Below are 18,837 nucleotides of genomic sequence, written 5' to 3'. Positions count from 1 at the left end.
GTGATCAGTCGGTCTTTGGGAAAGTGGCCATGATAACCCAATGGGCGAGTGGACCTTGGGCCATCACTTCAGAAGCGATGTTGACCGGGCGATCGCCATCGCGAGCAAGCTCGCTCCCACAATTAGGATTTCAATGAATACAGATCTTGTGTTCACAAAAAATCCAGTGTGGGAGCGAGCTTGCTCGCGATGGCGGCAGTCCATCAAACCTCAATGCAACTGCCCCACCGCGATCAGAGCGCCTCGCGCCCCGGCACCCCATCCACCAACCGCAGGATCCCCAGCGGGTTGGCGTTCTTCAGCGGTTCCGGCAGCAGGCTGTCGGGATAGTTCTGGAAGCACACCGGGCGCAGGAAGCGATCGATCGCCAATGTGCCCACCGAGGTGCCCCGGGCATCGGACGTCGCCGGGTAAGGCCCGCCGTGCACCATCGAATCACACACCTCGACCCCGGTCGGATAACCGTTGAGCAGGATGCGGCCGACCTTCTGTTCCAGCAGCGGTGTCAATTCGCTGAACCGTTCGAAATCCGCCGGCTCGCCGATCATCGTCGCGGTCAGTTGGCCGTGCAGGCCGTTCAGCGCGGCGGTCAGTTGTGCCTGGTCGGCGACTTCGACAAACACCGTGGTCGGGCCGAACACTTCTTCTTGCAGCGCCTCGTCACCGTTGATCAGCAGGCTGGCATCGGCCTTGAACAGCTGCGGCTGGGCCTGGTTGCCCTGCTGCTCGCGCCCGGCCAGGTGCTCGATGCCCGGGTGAGCGAGCAATTTCTGCAGGCCCTTGCCGTAGCTTTGCAGCGTGCCGGCGTTGAGCATGGTCTGGGGCGCCTGGTCACCAATCAGCGCGGCCACTTGCTGGGTGAAGGCCGTGAATTGCGGCGAGCGAATGCCGATCACCAGGCCCGGGTTGGTACAGAACTGACCACAGCCCTGCACCACCGAGGCGGTCAAGTCGCGAGCGACGCTTTCGGCGCGGGTTTCCAGCGCTTGCGGCAACACGATCACAGGGTTGATGCTCGACATTTCCGCGAACACCGGAATCGGCTGCGGCCGTGCGGCCGCCATGTCGCACAGGGCACGCCCGCCCTTGAGAGAACCGGTGAAGCCCACAGCCTGGATCGCCGGATGCTTGACCAGCCATTCGCCGACACCACCGCCGTAGATCATGTTGAACACGCCAGCCGGCATCGCGGTTTTTTCCGCCGCGCGAATGATCGCATCGGCCACGTGCTCGGCGGTCGCCATGTGGCCGCTGTGGGCCTTGAACACCACTGGGCAACCGGCCGCCAGGGCCGACGCCGTGTCGCCGCCGGCGGTGGAAAACGCCAGGGGGAAGTTACTGGCGCCGAACACCGCCACCGGCCCCAGGCCGATGCGGTATTGGCGCAGGTCCGGACGCGGTAGCGGCGTGCGCTCAGGCAATGCCCGGTCGATGCGCGCGCCGTAGAAATCGCCTCGGCGCAAGACCTTGGCGAACAGGCGCATCTGGCCGCTGGTGCGACCGCGCTCGCCCTGGATCCGTGCCGCCGGCAGCGCGGTTTCACGGCAGACCACGGCCACGAATTCATCGCCCAAGGCGTCCAGTTCATCGGCAATGGCCTCGAGGAACTCGGCCCGGCGCACCGCGCTCAGGCTGCGGTAGGCCGGATAAGCCGCAGCAGCAGCCTTGGCGGCCGCATCGACTTCTTCGGCCGTGGCCTGGATGAAATCATGTGGCAAGGCCTCGCCGGTGCTGGCGTCGGTGCTCTGCAGGCGGGTCTGGCCGGCCGCGCTGCGCGCCCCGCCGATGTAGTTGTGGCCAAGGATCTGGTTCATCGCAAGTCTCCTTTAAAGTGTGCCGATAGTACCCGGGTTGAACACCGCGTCTACCGGGGCAATGCCGTTGACCAGCGGCGCGCCGAATTCAGCCTGGCTGATTTCGAACACATCCCCTGGCTGGGTGCGGATGCCGTCGGCGAACGACAGGGTCGCGGTGCCGAAGAAGTGAACGTGCACGTCCCCCGGGCGCAGGAACTGACTGTACTTGAAGTGGTGGAACTCCAGGTTCTCGAGGCTGTGGCACATGTTCGCCTCGCCGCTGAGGAACTCGTTCTGCCACAGCACTTCGCCATTGCGCAGGATACGACTGGTCCCGGACAGATGTTGAGGCAGTTCACCGACGCGAAGTTCCGGGCCAAAACTGCAACTGCGCAGTTTCGAGTGGGCCAGGTACAGGTAATTCTTGCGCTCCATGACGTGGTCGGAAAACTCGTTGCCCACGGCGAAGCCCAGGCGATAGGGCTTGCCGTCATGGCCGATGACATACAGGCCGCTGATTTCCGGCTCTTCGCCGGCGTCTTCGGCAAAGGGTGGCAGCGGGAACGGATGGCCCGGACGAACGACGATGCTGCCGTCGCCCTTGTAGAACCATTCCGGTTGCACGCCGGCCTGTCCGGCCTGGGGTTTACCACCTTCCACCCCCCATTTGAAGATGCGCATGGTGTCGGTCATGGTCGCTTCGTCCCCGGCCTGCTGGTGCATCTTGTCCCGGGCCGACGCGCTGCCCAGGTGGGTCAGGCCGGTACCGCTGACCAACAGGTGCGCCGGGTCCGGGTGGTCCAGCGGTGGCAGGATGCGCAGCTCACCGAGCAACCGGGCGTAGTCATGACCCGTCCCCAGGCCCAGGCTGTCGACCTGCTGCTCAAGCTTCACACCCGCTTCGATGGCCGCCAGCGCCAGCTCGCGCACGCTGGCGGCGCCCTGCACTTCGCGCACCTGATCGCCGTCGACCACACCGACGCGGCGTTCGCCGTTACTCAATTCGAACTGAACTAAACGCATAACTTTTTCTCCTTGTAAGCAAAACTTGAATTCGGTGCAGCCCCTTGTGGGAGCGAGCTTGCTCGCGATAGCAGTCTCACATTCACCGATGATGTCGACTGTCAGACCGCCATCGCGAGCAAGCTCGCTCCCACAGTTAAGTGCAGTGATCTAGGTACGCGTCGCCCCGCGGGCGCTGGCGGCGAACTGGTCCGCCGGCAGCACATGCTTGCGCTCCAGCAACCGATAGACCACGCCGGTCAACACCAGGCCGAACACCATCACACCAGACAGGAAATACAGCCCCGAGGCCAGGTTACCGGTGTACTCCTTCAGCGCACCGATCACGAACGGACCAATGTAACCGCCCAGGTTGCCCACCGAGTTGATCAACGCAATACCCGCCGCCGCACTGGCGCCGGCAAAGAAACGCCCTGGCAAGGTCCAGAACACCGCCGTGCAGGAAAACAGCGCGAAGGCCACCAGGCACAGCGCCGCCAGTTGCAACACCGGCACCGACAACCAGGCGCTGAGGAACAGGCCGATGGCGCCCAGCACGTACAACACGGCGAGGTGACCGTAGCGGTCGTTCAAGCGGTCGGAACTGCGGGGAATGATCAGCAGGCCAACGATGCCGAAGATGTACGGCACCGACGACACAAAGCCAGTCACCAGGTCGCTGCCACCGAACTGCTTGATCAGCGTCGGCAGCCACAGGCCCAAGCCGTAGATGCTCAAGGTCACCGGCAGATAGAACAGCGCCAGCAGCAAGACACGCTTGTCCTTGAGGGCATGCAGCGGATTGCCGTGGCGGGTCTGGCCGTATTCCTGCAAATCTTTTTTCAGCTCACCGGTCAGCCAGTCCTTCTCGGCCTGGTCCATCCATTTCACTTGTTGCGGACCATCCGGCAGGTAACGCAGCACCGGCCAGGTCAACAGCACCGCCGGCAGGCCGATGACGATGAACAGCCACTGCCAGCCGTGCAGGCCGAGGATGCCGTCCATGCCCAGCAAGCCGCCGGATACCGGGCCGGTGATCATCATGGCGATTGGCTGGGAAAGAATGAACAGGCCCAGGATCTTGCCGCGATGACGCACCGGGAACCACTGGGTGATGTAGTACAGCACGCCCGGGAAGAACCCGGCTTCCGCCGCGCCCAGCAGAAAGCGCATCACATAGAAGCTGTGAGGCCCCTGCACGAACGCCATGCCAATGGTGATGGCGCCCCAGGTGATCATGATCCGGGCGAACCAGCGCCGGGCACCGAAGCGCTCCAGCATCAGGTTGCTGGGGATCTCCAGCAGGAAGTAACCGATGAAAAACAGCCCGGCACCCAGGCCGTAGGCGGCGTCGCCAATACCGATGTCGGCGCCCATGTGCAGCTTGGCGAAGCCCACCGCGGAGCGGTCCACGTAGGCGATCAGGTACAGCAGGATCAGGAAGGGAATCAGTTTCAGCGTAATGCGACGAATAAGCCGCAATTCCTGGCTCATGGGACCGGTCTCCGATTGTTGTTGTTATGGAACCTCGGGGGATTTCTCTCGCGAATGACCGCCAGGACAACCCCTCCGTTGAATCGGACTATATAGTAATACTATTTACCCAACAACACTTCCAAATCGCGCAATTTGCGCTTATGTTACGCTCAAGCTCGAACAATATAGTCATACAATAAGAGAATCGATCATGTCTGATAAGAAACCCTCCCTGCGCTCGGCCCAATGGTTTGGCACCGCCGACAAAAACGGCTTCATGTACCGCAGCTGGATGAAAAATCAGGGCATCGCCGACCATCAGTTCCACGGCAAGCCGATCATCGGCATCTGCAACACCTGGTCGGAGCTGACGCCGTGCAACGCGCACTTCCGGCAGATCGCCGAGCACGTCAAGCGTGGCGTGATCGAAGCCGGGGGCTTCCCGGTGGAATTCCCGGTGTTCTCCAACGGCGAATCGAACCTGCGCCCCACCGCCATGCTGACCCGCAACCTGGCGAGCATGGACGTGGAAGAAGCGATTCGCGGCAACCCGATTGACGGCGTCGTGCTGCTCACCGGTTGCGACAAGACCACCCCGGCGTTGCTGATGGGCGCCGCCAGTTGCGACGTCCCAGCCATCGTCGTCACCGGCGGGCCGATGCTCAACGGCAAGCACAAAGGCCAGGACATCGGTTCGGGTACCGTGGTCTGGCAATTGAGCGAGCAGGTCAAGGCCGGCACCATCACCATCGACGATTTCCTCGCGGCCGAGGGCGGCATGTCCCGCTCGGCCGGTACCTGCAACACCATGGGCACGGCCTCGACCATGGCCTGCATGGCCGAAGCCCTCGGCACCTCCCTGCCCCACAACGCAGCGATTCCGGCCGTGGATGCACGGCGTTATGTGCTGGCCCATATGTCCGGCATGCGCGCCGTGGAAATGGTCCGTGAAGACCTCAAGCTGTCAAAGATCCTGACCAAGGAAGCCTTCGAAAACGCCATCCGCGTCAACGCCGCCATCGGCGGTTCCACCAACGCGGTGATCCACCTCAAGGCCATTGCCGGACGCATCGGCGTGCAGCTGGACCTGGACGACTGGACCCGCATCGGTCGCGGCATGCCGACCATCGTCGACCTGCAACCGTCCGGGCGCTTTTTGATGGAAGAGTTCTACTACGCCGGCGGTCTGCCCGCCGTGCTGCGGCGTCTCGGCGAGGCCAATCTGATTCCCAATCCGAATGCCCTGACGGTCAACGGCAAGAGCATCGGCGAGAACACCAAGGACGCGCCGATCTATGGCCAGGATGAGGTGATCCGCACCCTGGACAACCCGATCCGCGCCGATGGCGGTATCTGCGTGCTGCGCGGCAACCTGGCGCCACTGGGGGCGGTGCTCAAGCCGTCCGCGGCCACCGCCGAACTGATGCAGCACCGCGGTCGCGCCGTGGTGTTCGAGAACTTCGACGAGTACAAGGCCCGGATCAACGACCCGGAACTGGACGTGGACGCCAACTCGATCCTGGTGATGAAGAACTGCGGGCCCAAGGGTTATCCGGGCATGGCCGAAGTGGGCAACATGGGCTTGCCGGCCAAGCTGCTGGCCCAGGGCGTGACGGACATGGTGCGTATTTCCGATGCACGCATGAGCGGCACCGCCTACGGCACCGTGGTGCTGCACGTGGCACCGGAAGCAGCGGCCGGCGGACCTCTGGCAGCAGTGAAGGAAGGCGACTGGATCGAGCTCGACTGCGCCAGCGGCCGCCTGCACCTGGACATCCCCGACGCCGAACTCGCCGCGCGCCTGGCCGACATCGCACCACCCCAACAACTGCTCGTGGGCGGCTATCGCCAGTTGTACATCGACCACGTGCTGCAAGCGGACCAGGGTTGTGACTTCGACTTCCTGGTGGGCTGCCGCGGCGCCGAAGTCCCACGCCACTCCCACTGAAGCCATCCATCCCCCTGTGGGAGCAAGCCTTTGTGGGAGCTGAGCTTGCTCGCGATAGCGGTGTCACAGACAACATCCAAAGTTGGCTATCACACCGACTGTGGCGAGGGAGCTTGCTCCCGCTGGACTGCGAAGCAGGCCCCTCGGCGGTCGCTGCGCAACCGAGCGGGAGCAAGCTCCCTCGCCACAAGGTCACCAGGCCCAAGGGTTTGGCCTGATGAATATCCGCCGCGCCTGCTATCATGCGCAACACTCCCCTCGCACAGGATCGCGCCGCGTCCCATGGATTACCGTAAACCCTCCGACCGCAAGAGCATGCACGCGCGCATCGTCCAGGAACTGGGCATGCAGATCGTTTCCGGGCGCTTCAAGCCGGACGATAAACTGCCCGCCGAAGCCTTGTTGTGCGAAGAGTATGCGGTCAGCCGCCCGGTGCTGCGCGAAGCCACGCGGGTGCTGGTCGCCAAGGGCCTGGTGTATTCGCGTCCACGCGTGGGCACGGTGGTCAAGGCCCGGCGGGAATGGCACATGCTCGACCCGGACGTGCTGCATTGGTTGATGCAGAGCAGCCCGCAGAATGAATTCTTCAACCTGCTGACCAGCGTGCGCAGCATCATCGAGCCGGCCGCCGCCGCCCTCGCCGCACAGTTCGCCGACGCGGCCGACATCGCCGCCATCCGTGAAGCCTACCAACGCATGGAAGCCGCCCCGACCCCCGAGGCCGTGCTGCAACCGGACCTGGACTTCCACAGCCGCATCGCCGACGCCACCCACAACGACCTGCTCGCCAACCTGTGCAACATGTTGTCGGTGGCCATCGCCGAAGCCCTCAAGCACTCCAACCAGCGGCCCAACCTGCACGAGCTGGCGATGCCGCGTCACAAGGCGATCCTCACCGCCATCGAGAACCGCGATGCCCTCGGTGCCCGCCACGCCACCCTGGTGCAACTGGACGATGCCCGTAGCGCGCTGAACGTGGTGCTGGGCAACGATCCCGCCTGATAAGGTCAGACTTGTGGGAGCAAAGCTTGCTCGCGACAGTGGACTGGAGTGCGCCCCATCGCGAGCAAGCTTTGCTCCCACAGGGTCGTGGCTTGACTGAGCAGCTTTGCTCCTACGAGGTTTGGCTTGACTGACTGACCGGCATTATTCTCAGCGGGTGGTATTTATGTACCACCCGCACCACAGCGAGAAGTCGATACTTTTCTCGCCGTCATCCCGACGGCCATGTTTTATGAAAAGGACTTCTCATGACCGCTCCCTCCTCCGCAGACTCCATCCCCGCGTTGACGCAAAGCGTCAGCCTGCAATTCGCCAGTCACCCGACCTTCGAACAGATCGCGCAACGCATGCTCGAACAAGCTATCAAGCGAACATACCCCTGGCTGGACATTGACCTCTCCAAGGTCCAATTGGCGACTCCGGACGCCAGCGGACGCGCCTGGCAATTCCAGCCGTTCATGCCCGTGGTGCTCGATCACCTGGCCGTTGGCACACCCGTGGATTTCAGCCCACGGGGCAACCTGGACTGCTTTCTCTCCGACACCCCACCCAACCGGCTCCGGGCAGGCAACCAGGAAGTGGACATCCAGGTCATCAAGAACTCACTGCTGGAACTGGCCTGGAGCGTACCGCTCGGGCTGGAGGATGCGCTGGTCCGTTACTGGGGCGACGACATTGACGCAACCGGTGCGAACAGCCGCAGCAACCGCTGGCGCTGGCTCAGCGATGTGCTGAGGAACATGCTGAGCATCCATGGGCTGCAACAGCCCGGGCTCGCTAACACGGCCCGCGAAGCCCTTGACCAGGTCGCCCGTTGGCCGCACCGGGAGCGACGCTTTTGTCTCGCCCCACAGGCGCCTGTGTACGCCTACAACCTGGAAACCCGAATCACCCGGGGCACCACCAGCAGCGTACTGGTCGGCAGCGAGATCCTTCTGGTCCGCGCCACGAAAGGCACCACCGACGTCCTGCTGTGCAGTCCCGGCAGCGCCGTAAAATCCTTTACCTCCCTGGAAGCCTTCAATCGGCATTGGGGCGCATCGATCGCCAGCCGTTACACCGTCGACACCATCACCTGCCAGCGCTACGAGATAAGCGGCGACGTCTTCGAGAGCCAGGCGGCGATGCTGCTGGAGCAACAACTGGCCGACCTGAAGGCTGTACAGCTGCCCGCCGGGATCGGCCTGCAAAACCTGAAGAACCTCTATAACGACCTGAGCGACCCAGCCCGCTACCTGCTGGAAGCCCCCCGACTCTCGCCGCAAACCTCGGCACGCCTGGCTCCCTTGCTGCCCCGCTGGCTGAAAAAAAGCTCCATCGCCGACCAGACGAAGCTCCAGCACTACAGCCTGGCCCTGGCCAGCGCCAAAAAGCGCCATCAGGGCCAGACCTTCCTCAGCGGCATCGAGGACATCAAGGCCTTTACCGCCAGCGCCTTGTCCAGCGCCATGGGGCAAACGAACGACAGCAGCCCGGGCAAGGTGCCATCGAACCAATACCAACCCGACGATGTGCTGCTGACCTTCACCGTTTCCGCAGGCTACCCCGGGACCATCGGCCTCAGCGAGAAGCGGCAGATGAGCCTGACCGAACTGGCCATCCACAATCTCGTCGCCCGTCCCAGTGGCCACTTCACGCTCAGCCATCGCCTGGGCCTGACGCTGCCGACCTGGTTGACCCCGGACTTCGTGACCGGGCTGGTCGAGCAGGTCGACATTGGCACGACCTATCCTCGCTACCTGCAACAGCACCTGCTCGGTGGCTCGCCCCAGGCAAAGAACCGTCAACGGATGTTCGCCGAACAGATCCCTGCGCAACTGGCCCTCGAAGCACTGAAACAGCGGCTGGACCACGAAAACGGCATGACTGTCCAAGGCCTGCGCCTGCTGGAAGCCGTTCTCCAACCTGACGCGGCGAGCCAACAGGTCAACGGTCGGCCGGTGGTCATTCGCCACCTGGATTTAATGCGCAAGCCCCAGGCCCAGCCCGATACCGTGACCAACATGTTCCTGATCGAAGCGCAGGACACCACGGTCGGCCCGCACCTGCTGTATCGGCCGCTTTACGCCCCTGCGCTGCAAGAGTTCCCGACACGGGAGGCGCTGTTTCAGGCCATTGCCGCCGCCGGGGACCTGCAGAACAGCGTCCTGACCTGGCTGTCCGACGCCGCCCGCCCGGTGTACGCCAACGGCGGTTTCCTGGAGCCACACATCGTGCGGTTCTTTCCCGGTGACGAGTTCAGCGCCCCCGACAAACCCGCCCCGGCCACACTCGCCACGCAGGACACCCACGGCGAACTGCTGCAAGCGTTGCACAACGGCGAGCTGATGCAGTACCTCTATGGCTGCAATGCCCAGGCCCTGGTCACCCAGGCCGACCGGAACTCGGTGTCCAACAGCGAGAGCCGCTGGGCGGTGTTGCTCCAGGGCGGCGGCCTGTTGTTCAACACGCTGCTGTTCCCTTTGTTGCGCGGTCCGGTCATGACCACTGCCTGGCTATGGAACCTGATGGCCAGTGCCCAACAGGACATTCCAGCCCTGATCAGCGAGGACCCGGTGGCGCGGGAGCTGGCCGCCGTCGACCTGCTCGTCAACCTGGCCATGCTGGTGAGCCAACTGCCCACCGGACATGCGCCGGTCACCCGTGCGGCGCTGGCCCCATTGCTGAAGGAGCAAGCCATGCGTCCCCCGGCGCCACGCACCGTTGCCGAGCAGTGGCCCGCGTCGGCGCCGCCCACCGTGGCGGAGGGAACCATCGCCGGGCCTGGCGCCCACGCCGAAACCGCCAGTAGACGCCTGGACTTCAGTTTCGCCAGCGCCGGCCAGCGCCTGACACCGGAACAACGCACCCGGCTGCTGCGCTTGCAGGCACTGCGCCCTCCGGCAATGCCCGAACCCATCGAATATGGCCCTTACAAGGGTTTGTACGTGATCGACAACAAATGGCATGCCGAGGTGGAAGGCGCTCTGTATCGGGTCAACCCTGAAGCGGACGGTAGCGCGACCATCGTCGACCCACTCGACCCCAGCCGCAACGGTCCGCCGTTGAAAACCGACCGCCAGGGCCGCTGGCTCCTCGATCTGCGCCTGCGCCTGCTAGGCGGTGCCCCGCCCAAGCGGATGGATGCACAGCGTCGTGCCAATCTGCAGCGTATCGGGGAATTGACCGAGGAACTCAATCAGTGGGTGGCGCAGGAAGACGATCGACAGAAAGCCCTCGACGTGGCCCAGCAAGTGATGACAAGGCTCCAGGAAGGAAGCACTTACACCGAAGCGCAGCGGGAGCCGAAACGCAAAATATTCCATGACCTGCTCCAAGAGCAGACCGAAGTTTATTTGAAACTGGTGAAGAGTGCGTCCGAACGCGCCAGCCTGTGTATCGGGCTTACACCTAAGTACATGCGCGGACTCTTTGAAAACGTGATCAACAATGCCCGTAAGGCCGTCGTGGTCACCGAAATGGATTACATAGCCGCCAAGAACAGGGACCCCAGGTTTCGAGCAGAAAGCGATGTCCGGGAAGTCCTTACCCACCACATGCAGGACTACATCAAGTTCCTCGACCTCATGAGCGACATCAATGATCGAGCGATCTACTGGCTGGAACTCAAGGACGAATACCTTGAGCGCCTCTTGAACTTCGATGCCGATGGCGCCCAGGCGTTCGAACGCCTGACCAGGGACCGTCCGTTGAACGAAGGCAATGCCATCAGCCGCAAAGCCCTGCAACTTTCTACGCTTCCCATGCTGTCGATTAAAAATCCCCAATCGGACGTACCCGCCGTCCTGCTTCGCATCGTCGTACCGCTGGGGGAACAAACGCGTTCCCACAGCGAACTACGGCTGTATGAGCTGACACCGCAGGAACAACTCGAAATCCTGACAAGCCTGACCGAGCGCTATGGCAAGACCCTGGATGCGTTGCAGGGGGTCAAGACCCTCTACCCCGACGATATCCACGCGTCCTATTTCGACAGGCTGGTCAAGTTGGTCGACAGTCTTTACCAGGAGGTGTCGGGCAAACTCGCAGCCGAAATCAAACCCGAGCCCAAACCACACAAGCGCCCGCCGAAACGCCCCAGACCAGCCGGTGCACACGCCCAGAAAAAGCTGATCAGGACCCGCCACAATGGCGTCTTGATTGGCGACCTGAAACCGGCCGGAACATCCTTGCCGATTGAAGTCGTCGAGCTGCGCTCGCAAGTCGATGACGAGATCCTCTCCACCTATTCCCGCCATGATGATGTCTGGGATGTCGTCGAAGTACGCCGCCCGGTCCCGGCACCCGAGACAAGATCGGTCAAGGCGATCAAGGCCGATGCGCGAAAACTGCTCGACGAGCTGGACGCACGCATGCATCGCGCTGAAAGTTACAAGAAAAACTGCCGCCATCCTCAGGAAATCGAGGAGATCATGAGCAATGAGGCGAGTCGGTTTCGCAAGCTTGCCGAGGAACTCGACCGGGCGTTCACCGCAGCGCAAACCCCGCTTACCCCGGCAGACCAGGCACTGAGCCAACAGTTGTCAGACGCGGTATCCAGCCTGACCGCCAAGGGCAGTGCCCTGCGCACCGAATTGAGCCTGCAATTGCCGCCTACCGACGGCAACCTGCGGTTCCTGTTCGAAAAGAACCTGATACAAGTCGCACGTCTCGGCGAACGCACGGCCTTGAAAGGAAGCCGCAAGGATTTCCTCCAGGAGTACGCCATCAACGACCGTAATGGCTCTCCCCTCTGGTATGCGCATTTTCACTACGAAACGGCTGACACACCGAAAGACAATTTCAGCGTCGCGCACCTGAAGACCAAGGAACAACGCAAGGAGCACTACCACTCCCTGCTGGCCAAGGCCACCAGCCCTTATGCGGTGGTGAACGTGCATCGAGGACAGCTCGGCAAGTCGTTGGCGCAGAGCAGGTTCTTACCGTTGGCGCCTTGATGGCCAGGGCTTGCAGGCTGGAGTGATCAGTCGCTGAGCGCGAGAAAAAATCTGTGGGAGCGAGCTTGCTCGCGATGGCTGACGGACAGTCAATACCTTCATTGACTGTCACACCGCTATCGCGAGCAAGCTCGCTCCCACATTGGTTCGCCCCTAGGGCTGCCCCTCCTCAGTGGGCGAACAACGAATTGCCCTTCTGCCCCGCCAGTTTCTCCGGCTTGATCAGGAACCGCGCCAGCGCCGGCAGCAGCCACAGCGCACCGAACATGTTCCACAGCAGCATGAACGTCAGCATCAAGCCCATGTCGGCCTGGAACTTGATGGCCGAGAAGATCCAGGTGCACACGCCGATGGCCAGGCACAAACCGGTGAACAGCACCGCCTTGCCGGTGGATTTCAGCGTCTGGTAGTAAGCCTCCTGCAACGGCAACCCGGCCCGCAGGAAGCTTTCCAGGCGGCTGTAGATGTAGATGCCATAGTCCACGCCGATCCCGACGCCAAGCGCGACCACCGGCAGCGTCGCGACTTTCACACCAATGCCCATGAAGGCCATCAGGGCGTTGCCCAGTACCGACGTCAGCACCAGCGGCAGCACGATGCACAGCGTCGCCGCCCAGGAACGGAAGGTGATCATGCACATGGTCGCCACGCAGATGTACACCAGGATCAGGATGGTCAGTTCCGATTCCTTGATCACTTCATTGGTGGCCGCCTCGATGCCGGCGTTACCGGCGGCGAGGATGAACTCCAGGCCATCGCGGTTGTTTTCCTTGGCGAACTCCTGCACCGCCTTCACCGCGCGGTCCAGGGTCTCGGCCTTGTGGTCGTTGAGGAACACCAGCACCGGCGCCAGGGAGCAGCTGTTGTTGTACAGGCCATCGGCCCGGGCGATGGAGTTGTTCAGCACATCGGGGTTGCGCGACAGGGTCTCCCATTTCAGGTTGCCCTCGTTCATGCCCTTGATCATCTGCTTGGACACGGTCACCAGGGAAATCGCCGACTGCACGCCCTCGGTGTTCTGCATCTTCCACATCAATTCGTCGATGGGGGCCATGGCTTCATAGCGCGAGCAGCCTTCGGCCTTGGTCTTGACCATCACCACCAGCACATCGGAGCTGGTGGAGTAATTGCTGATGATGAAGTTGTTGTCCTGGTTGTAGCGCGAGTCCGGACGCAGTTCCGGCGCGCCCTGGTCCAGGTCACCGATCTTCAGGTTCTGGCTGTACCAGAGGCCACCGCCAAAGGCGATCACCGCCAGGGCAATGGACACCGGCGCGACCTTGGCGCTGGCGAAATTCGACAGCAGGCGCCAGAACGGATGTTCGCGGGTCGCATCTTTCTTGCTGCGCTCCACCGCACGCTTGCTGATGCCAGCGTAGGAGATCGCCACCGGCAGCAGGATCAGGTTGGTGAACACGATCACCGCCACGCCGATGGAGGCGCCGATGGCCAGTTCACGGATCACGCCGATGTCGATGATCAGCAAGGTGATGAAGCCCACGGCGTCCGCCAGGATCGCGATCATCCCCGGCAGGAACAACTGGCGGAAGGTACGCCGCGCCGCCGTCAGGGCGTTGTCTGCCTCGCTGGACTGCAAGGCGATGCCATTGATTTTCTGCACCCCGTGGGAAATGCCGATGGCGAAGATCAGGAACGGCACCAGCATCGAGTACGGATCCAGGCCGAAGCCGGCCGCGTGCATCAGCCCCAGTTGCCAGACCACCGCCACCAGGGTGGTGGTCAACACCGCCACGGTGCTGCGCATGCAGTTAGTGAACCAGTACAACAGGATCAGGGTGATGACGAAGGCCACGCCGAAGAACAGCACCACCATGACCAGGCCGTCGATCAGGTCACCGACTTTCTTGGCGAAACCGACGATATGGATCTGCACATTCGGGTTCTGGGCTTCGAACTTGTTGCGGATCTTGTCTTCAAGCTCGTGGGAAAACTTCCGATAGTCGAGGGCGAGCAATTTGCCCTGGTCCTGCGGGTCCGGATAGGACTCCAGCAGCGGGATGTCGATGATGCTCGACTTGAAGTCGTTGGCCACCAGGCGCCCGACCTGGCCGGACTTGAGCACGTTGTTGCGCAGCAGGTCGAGACTGTCGGCCGAGCCGTTGTAGCTCTGGGGGATCACCTCGCCGCCGGCGAAGCCCTCCTCCGTCACTTCGGTCCAGCGCACGCTGGGGCTCCACAACGACTTGAGCCCTGAACGGTCGACACCGGAGATGTAGAAGACCTCGTCGTGGATCTGGCGCAGGGTCTCCATGTAGTCCTTGGAGAAAATGTCGCCATTGGTGGCTTCCACGGAAATGCGCACCGTGTTGCCCAGGTTCGCCAGGTCGTTGCGGTGCTCGAGCATCTTCTGGATGAAGGGGTGCTCGAGGGGGATCATTTTTTCGAAACTGGTGGAGGGGCGGATCAGCGTGGCCTGCCAGAACAGGAAAATGCTGACCAGCAGGCAAATGACGATCACTGCCGGGCGGTTGTTGAAAATCAGGCGCTCGAGGAACGTCGCCTTGTCTTGATGATGACTGCTCATGGGGTCCGCCTTCTTGTTTTTATGCCCGTCTTGCAGGCCTGACTCATTTGCTCAGTTCGGCGCCGGTGGACGTGGTGGCACGCACGCCGCCTTGCCCCGCCAGGATCAGGTTGCCGTTGCCTGCCGCCGAGACGGCCGCCACGGAGATTCGGTCCGGACGGTTGAACACGCTGAAGGTCTCGCCGTCGTCGGTACTGCGCACCACGCTGCCGCCGTTGCCGACAATCACGATGGAACCGTCCGCCAGCAGCGTGGCACCCGACAGGCCGAATTCCAGGCTGCCCCGGGCGGCCTTGAGCTCGACCTGCTCCCAGGTGCCGCCAAAATCGGTGGAACGGTACAGGTTGCCGCGCAAACCGTAGGCCAGCAGCGTCGAAGGTTGGGCGGTGCCAATAACCCCGAACAGCGAGCCTTCGTACGGACCTTCGACCTTCTCCCAGGTCTGGCCCCCGTCGGCGGAGCGGAACATGCTGCCGGCCTCGCCGACAATGAACAGCCCGGCGTCTTTCACGGCCGCGATCGCATTGAGGTGGAACTGGTCTTCGTTTTCGAGGCGGTCGCTGGCGTCTTCCCAGTGCTTGCCGCCGTCGGTGGTTTCCAGCAGCGCGCCGTAGGCACCCACGGCAAACCCGTTGCTGGCGTCCTTGAACCAGACATCCAGCAGCGGCGCTTCACGGGTGAGGTCTTCGTATTGCTTGGTCCAGGTGCTGCCACCGTCGTCGCTGGCGAGGATCTGCGCGTCGTGCCCCACGGCCCAGCCGTGCTTGTCGTCGACGAAAAACACCGCGGTGAGCAGTTGGCGGGTCGGCACCTTGGCCTGGGTCCAGGACGTGCCCTGGTCGTCGGAATAGACAATGTGCCCACGATCACCGACCGCCACCAGGCGCTGGCCGGCATGGACCACATCGAGCATCAGGGTTTTGCTGGCCTTGGCCGATTCGACGGAATAGATGACATCGGACGTCGACGCCGCAACGGCCATCACCGGTGCCGACAACACCGCAGAGCCCAGCAGCGAGAGCGCCGAAGCCAGCAACGCGATTCTGCGCAGCATCGGCGGCCGGCAGCGGCCCACAGCCATGACAGGCTCATTCATAGACCTTTCCCCCATTATTATTGTTATGGCTTGGTACGTTGCCAGTCCTGGAGCATAGTCCTGAAACCTGCAATCTAGAGCCACTTCGGAAGCTGGCCTATCCTATCGGGCTTTCGAAAGGTCTGACAATCGACGCCGCGTTATCTTTTGTTAACCAGGGGGGTTGGCGCTGGGGGTGAATGGCGGGGTATTCGGTGGGGTGATAGCTGGCTATTGAATTTGCGGTGTTTGGTCTGACGCTATCGCGAGCAAGCTCGCTCCCACAGTAGATCTCCAGCGAACACCTATTTTGTGATCAGCATGGATCCCCTGTGGGAGCGAGCTTGCTCGCGATGGGAGCACCGCGGTCCACCAGGCAGACCGCGGCATCAAGGTCACGCCAGGCTCTTGCTCACCACCTCGAACACATCGGCCGACAGCCCGCCGGACGCCAGGATGCGTTCCAGTTCGCCTTTCATCAACGCCTGGCGGGCGCTGTCATATTTGCGCCAGCGGGTCAGTGGCGCCAGCTGCCGCGAAGCGATCTGCGGGTTGAAGCCATTGAGCTGGATCACCAGGTCCGCCAGGAAGCGATAACCCGAACCGTCGGCGGCGTGGAAGTTGATCAGGTTCTGCCCGGCGAACGCGCCGACCAGTGCCCGCACCTTGTTCGGGTTCTTGATATTGAACGCCGGGTGTTCCATCAACGCCTTGACCCGTGCCAGGCCACCGGGCAACGGGCTGCCGGCCTGGACGCTGAACCATTGGTCCATGACCAGCGGGTTGCCCTTGAAGTTTTCCGCGAACACTTCCAGGGCCTTGGCCTTCTCGGTCTCGAACGGCGAGTTGACCAGCACCGCCAGCGCGGTCAGGCGTTCGGTCATGTTGTCGGCGGTGTCGAACTGCTCCAGGGTCGCGCTCAGCACCTCAGGCTTGCCGGTGAGCATCAGGTAGGACAGCGCGATGTTCTGCAACGCGCGGCGGGCGAAATGCTCGGCCTCGGCCACGTATGGCGTGCGTTTCGACAAGTCGCGGTTGGCTTCATAACGCAGCCACAGCGCTTCGAACAGGTTCTCGGCCAACTGCTGGCGGGCGAACTCACGGGCGGCGTGGATCGCCTCGACGTCAGCCACTTCGCTGATTTCGGCCAGGTAGGCTTCGCTGGGCAGCGAGAGCATTTCCGCGACCATGGCCTGGTCCAGGGATTCGTCCGACAACACGCTGCGCTGCGCACTGACCAGGCGTGGATCCAGCGTCAGGCTGGCGCCCTGCTGATGCTGGGCGATCAGCTCCTGCAACACCTGCACCGACAACTGCTGGCCGGCATCCCAACGGTTGAACCCATCGCTGTCGTGCTGCATCAGGAACATCAATTGGTCGCGGTTGTACGGGAAGCTCAGCTTCACCGGCGCCGAGAAACCACGCAGCAACGAAGGCAGCGGTTGTTCGGCGACGTCGACGAAGGTGAAGGTCTGCTCGGCTTCGGTCACCGAGATCACCCGGGACGTACCGTTTGCCGCCGCTTCACCGGCCAGCCGCAACGGGATCTCGGCGCCTTGGCTGTCCAGCAGACCCAGTTCCACGGGAATCACGAACGGCAGCTTTTCCTGCTTGTCCGGGGTCGGCGGGCAACTCTGGCGGAAGGTCAGGCTGTAGGTCTTGGCAGCGGCGTCGTAAGACTCGCTCACCGCCAGCCGTGGTGTACCGGCCTGGCTGTACCAACGCTTGAACTGGGCCAGGTCGACGCCGTTGGCATCTTCCATGGCCTTGATGAAGTCGTCGCAGGTCACGGCCTGGCCGTCGTGGCGTTCGAAGTACAGGTCACTGCCCTTGCGGAAACCCTCAGGCCCCAGCAGGGTGTGGATCATGCCGACCACTTCCGAGCCCTTTTCGTACACGGTCAGGGTGTAGAAGTTGGAGATCTCGATAAAACTGTCCGGACGCACCGGGTGGGCCATGGGGCCGGCGTCTTCGGCGAACTGGTGGGTACGCAGGTACGCCACGTCCTGGATGCGCTTGACGGTGGCGGAGTTCATGTCGGCCGAGAACCCGGCGTCGCGGAACACCGTGAAACCTTCCTTGAGCGACAGTTGGAACCAATCGCGGCAAGTCACGCGGTTGCCCGACCAGTTATGGAAGTATTCGTGGGCAACGATCGCCTCGACCCGCTGGTGCGCGGCATCGGTAGCGGTTTCGGCGCGGGCCAGCACCGCGCTGGAGTTGAAGATATTGAGACCCTTGTTCTCCATGGCGCCCATGTTGAAGTCGTTGACCGCGACAATCATGAAGATGTCCAGGTCGTACTCGCGCCCGTAAACCTCTTCGTCCCAGCGCATCGACTTCTTCAGGCTGGTCATGGCGTGCTGGCATTTGTCGATGTTTTCCGGCTCGACGTAGATGCGCAGCGCCACGTTACGCTCGGTCAGGGTGGTGAAGGTGTCTTCGACGCACCACAGGTCACCGGCCACCAGGGCAAACAGGTAGGCCGGTTTCTTGAACGGATCTTCCCAGGTCGCCCAGTGCCGGCCGTCTTCGCCGGGGCCGCTGGCAATCGGATTGCCGTTGGACAGCAACACCGGATAGCTGTGCTGCTCGGCCACCACGGTGGTGGTGAACTTGCTCATCACATCCGGACGGTCGAGGTAATAGGTGATCTTGCGGAACCCTTCGGCCTCGCACTGGGTGCAGAACATGCTGCCGGATTTGTACAGGCCTTCCAGGGCGGTGTTGGTTTCCGGATGGATCCTGACGGTGGTGTCGACCGTAAAGGCCTGGGCCTTGGGGTGCACGGTCAGGTGACTGTCGTCCAGTTGATAATCGCCCTGCCCCAGGTCGGCATCGTCGAGCTTGAGCGAGATCAATTCAAGATGCTGACCATCGAGCACCAGCGGCGGCAGCCCGGCGCCGCGCTCGGGGTTGCGGCGCATCACCAGTTGCGCATGGACCAGGCTGTGGTCCTCGAACAACTCGAAGGTCAGGTGTGTTTCGTCGATCAGGTACTCGGGGGCCTGATAGTCCTTGAGGTAAATCATCTTCGGTTGTTCGGTGCGCATGGG

The 18,837-nt window shown here is 62.5% G+C and carries 9 protein-coding genes; 3 read left to right on the top strand and 6 right to left on the bottom strand.

Translation table 11 applies throughout. From position 1 onward, the window contains the following. Nucleotides 1-233: 233 nt before the first annotated feature. The 3 genes from J4E63_RS20555 to J4E63_RS20545 all read right to left on the bottom strand — a co-directional run bounded on the left by J4E63_RS20555 (nt 234) and on the right by J4E63_RS20545 (nt 4,292). The gene (locus J4E63_RS20555; RefSeq protein WP_207283164.1) at nt 234-1,814 is read right to left on the bottom strand and encodes an aldehyde dehydrogenase (NADP(+)); all 1,581 of its coding nucleotides are present in this window, start codon (nt 1,812-1,814) and stop codon (nt 234-236) included. A gap of 12 nt (nt 1,815-1,826) precedes the next feature. Further along, nucleotides 1,827-2,819, bottom strand: coding sequence for an AraD1 family protein (gene araD1, locus J4E63_RS20550; protein WP_207283163.1), 993 nt, complete (start codon nt 2,817-2,819; stop codon nt 1,827-1,829). Nucleotides 2,820-2,969: 150 nt separating this feature from the next. Next, nucleotides 2,970-4,292 (bottom strand): MFS transporter, encoded by a 1,323-nt coding sequence (locus J4E63_RS20545; RefSeq protein WP_060741990.1) that lies wholly within the window; start codon nt 4,290-4,292, stop codon nt 2,970-2,972. A gap of 193 nt (nt 4,293-4,485) precedes the next feature. Between J4E63_RS20545 and J4E63_RS20540 the strand changes: the two genes are divergently transcribed. The 3 genes from J4E63_RS20540 to J4E63_RS20530 all read left to right on the top strand — a co-directional run bounded on the left by J4E63_RS20540 (nt 4,486) and on the right by J4E63_RS20530 (nt 12,161). Further along, nucleotides 4,486-6,222 carry an IlvD/Edd family dehydratase gene (locus J4E63_RS20540; protein ID WP_092198223.1) on the top strand — a complete coding sequence of 579 codons (1,737 nt, stop codon included), beginning with the start codon at nt 4,486-4,488 and terminating at the stop codon, nt 6,220-6,222. 282 nt (nt 6,223-6,504) lie between these two features. Continuing rightward, complete coding sequence (locus J4E63_RS20535) at nt 6,505-7,224, top strand: FadR/GntR family transcriptional regulator (RefSeq protein WP_207283162.1); 720 nt, start codon at nt 6,505-6,507, stop codon at nt 7,222-7,224. A 248-nt stretch (nt 7,225-7,472) separates the two neighbouring features. After that, entirely contained in the window at nt 7,473-12,161 is a 4,689-nt protein-coding gene (locus J4E63_RS20530) for a dermonecrotic toxin domain-containing protein (RefSeq protein ID WP_207283161.1), read from the top strand. Between the two features lie 169 nt (nt 12,162-12,330). On the opposite strand, the gene J4E63_RS20525 is transcribed toward J4E63_RS20530, so the two are convergent. The 3 genes from J4E63_RS20525 to pepN form a co-directional block, all read right to left on the bottom strand. Beyond that, the gene (locus J4E63_RS20525) at nt 12,331-14,706 is read right to left on the bottom strand and encodes an RND family transporter (RefSeq protein WP_207283160.1); all 2,376 of its coding nucleotides are present in this window, start codon (nt 14,704-14,706) and stop codon (nt 12,331-12,333) included. 43 nt (nt 14,707-14,749) lie between these two features. Next, nucleotides 14,750-15,802: a YCF48-related protein gene (locus J4E63_RS20520; RefSeq protein WP_207283159.1), complete on the bottom strand. Its 1,053-nt coding sequence runs from the start codon at nt 15,800-15,802 to the stop codon at nt 14,750-14,752. 374 nt (nt 15,803-16,176) lie between these two features. After that, entirely contained in the window at nt 16,177-18,834 is a 2,658-nt protein-coding gene (gene pepN / locus J4E63_RS20515; protein ID WP_207283158.1) for an aminopeptidase N, read from the bottom strand. Between the last annotated feature and the right edge of the window lie 3 nt (nt 18,835-18,837).

Source organism: Pseudomonas sp. FW300-N2F2, from assembly GCF_017351655.1.
In the GTDB taxonomy this organism is placed as follows: Bacteria; Pseudomonadota; Gammaproteobacteria; order Pseudomonadales; family Pseudomonadaceae; genus Aquipseudomonas; species Aquipseudomonas fluorescens_AA.
This window is presented reverse-complemented; position numbering and strand designations above follow the sequence as displayed.

What these genes read in the sequence shown, in the direction of transcription:
- J4E63_RS20555 (WP_207283164.1), bottom strand. Translation starts at nt 1,814, where the DNA reads ATGAACCAGATCCTTGGCCACAACTACATCGGCGGGGCGCGCAGCGCG.
- araD1 (WP_207283163.1), bottom strand. Translation starts at nt 2,819, where the DNA reads ATGCGTTTAGTTCAGTTCGAATTGAGTAACGGCGAACGCCGCGTCGGT.
- J4E63_RS20545 (WP_060741990.1), bottom strand. Translation starts at nt 4,292, where the DNA reads ATGAGCCAGGAATTGCGGCTTATTCGTCGCATTACGCTGAAACTGATT.
- J4E63_RS20540 (WP_092198223.1), top strand. Translation starts at nt 4,486, where the DNA reads ATGTCTGATAAGAAACCCTCCCTGCGCTCGGCCCAATGGTTTGGCACC.
- J4E63_RS20535 (WP_207283162.1), top strand. Translation starts at nt 6,505, where the DNA reads ATGGATTACCGTAAACCCTCCGACCGCAAGAGCATGCACGCGCGCATC.
- J4E63_RS20530 (WP_207283161.1), top strand. Translation starts at nt 7,473, where the DNA reads ATGACCGCTCCCTCCTCCGCAGACTCCATCCCCGCGTTGACGCAAAGC.
- J4E63_RS20525 (WP_207283160.1), bottom strand. Translation starts at nt 14,706, where the DNA reads ATGAGCAGTCATCATCAAGACAAGGCGACGTTCCTCGAGCGCCTGATT.
- J4E63_RS20520 (WP_207283159.1), bottom strand. Translation starts at nt 15,802, where the DNA reads ATGAATGAGCCTGTCATGGCTGTGGGCCGCTGCCGGCCGCCGATGCTG.
- pepN (WP_207283158.1), bottom strand. Translation starts at nt 18,834, where the DNA reads ATGCGCACCGAACAACCGAAGATGATTTACCTCAAGGACTATCAGGCC.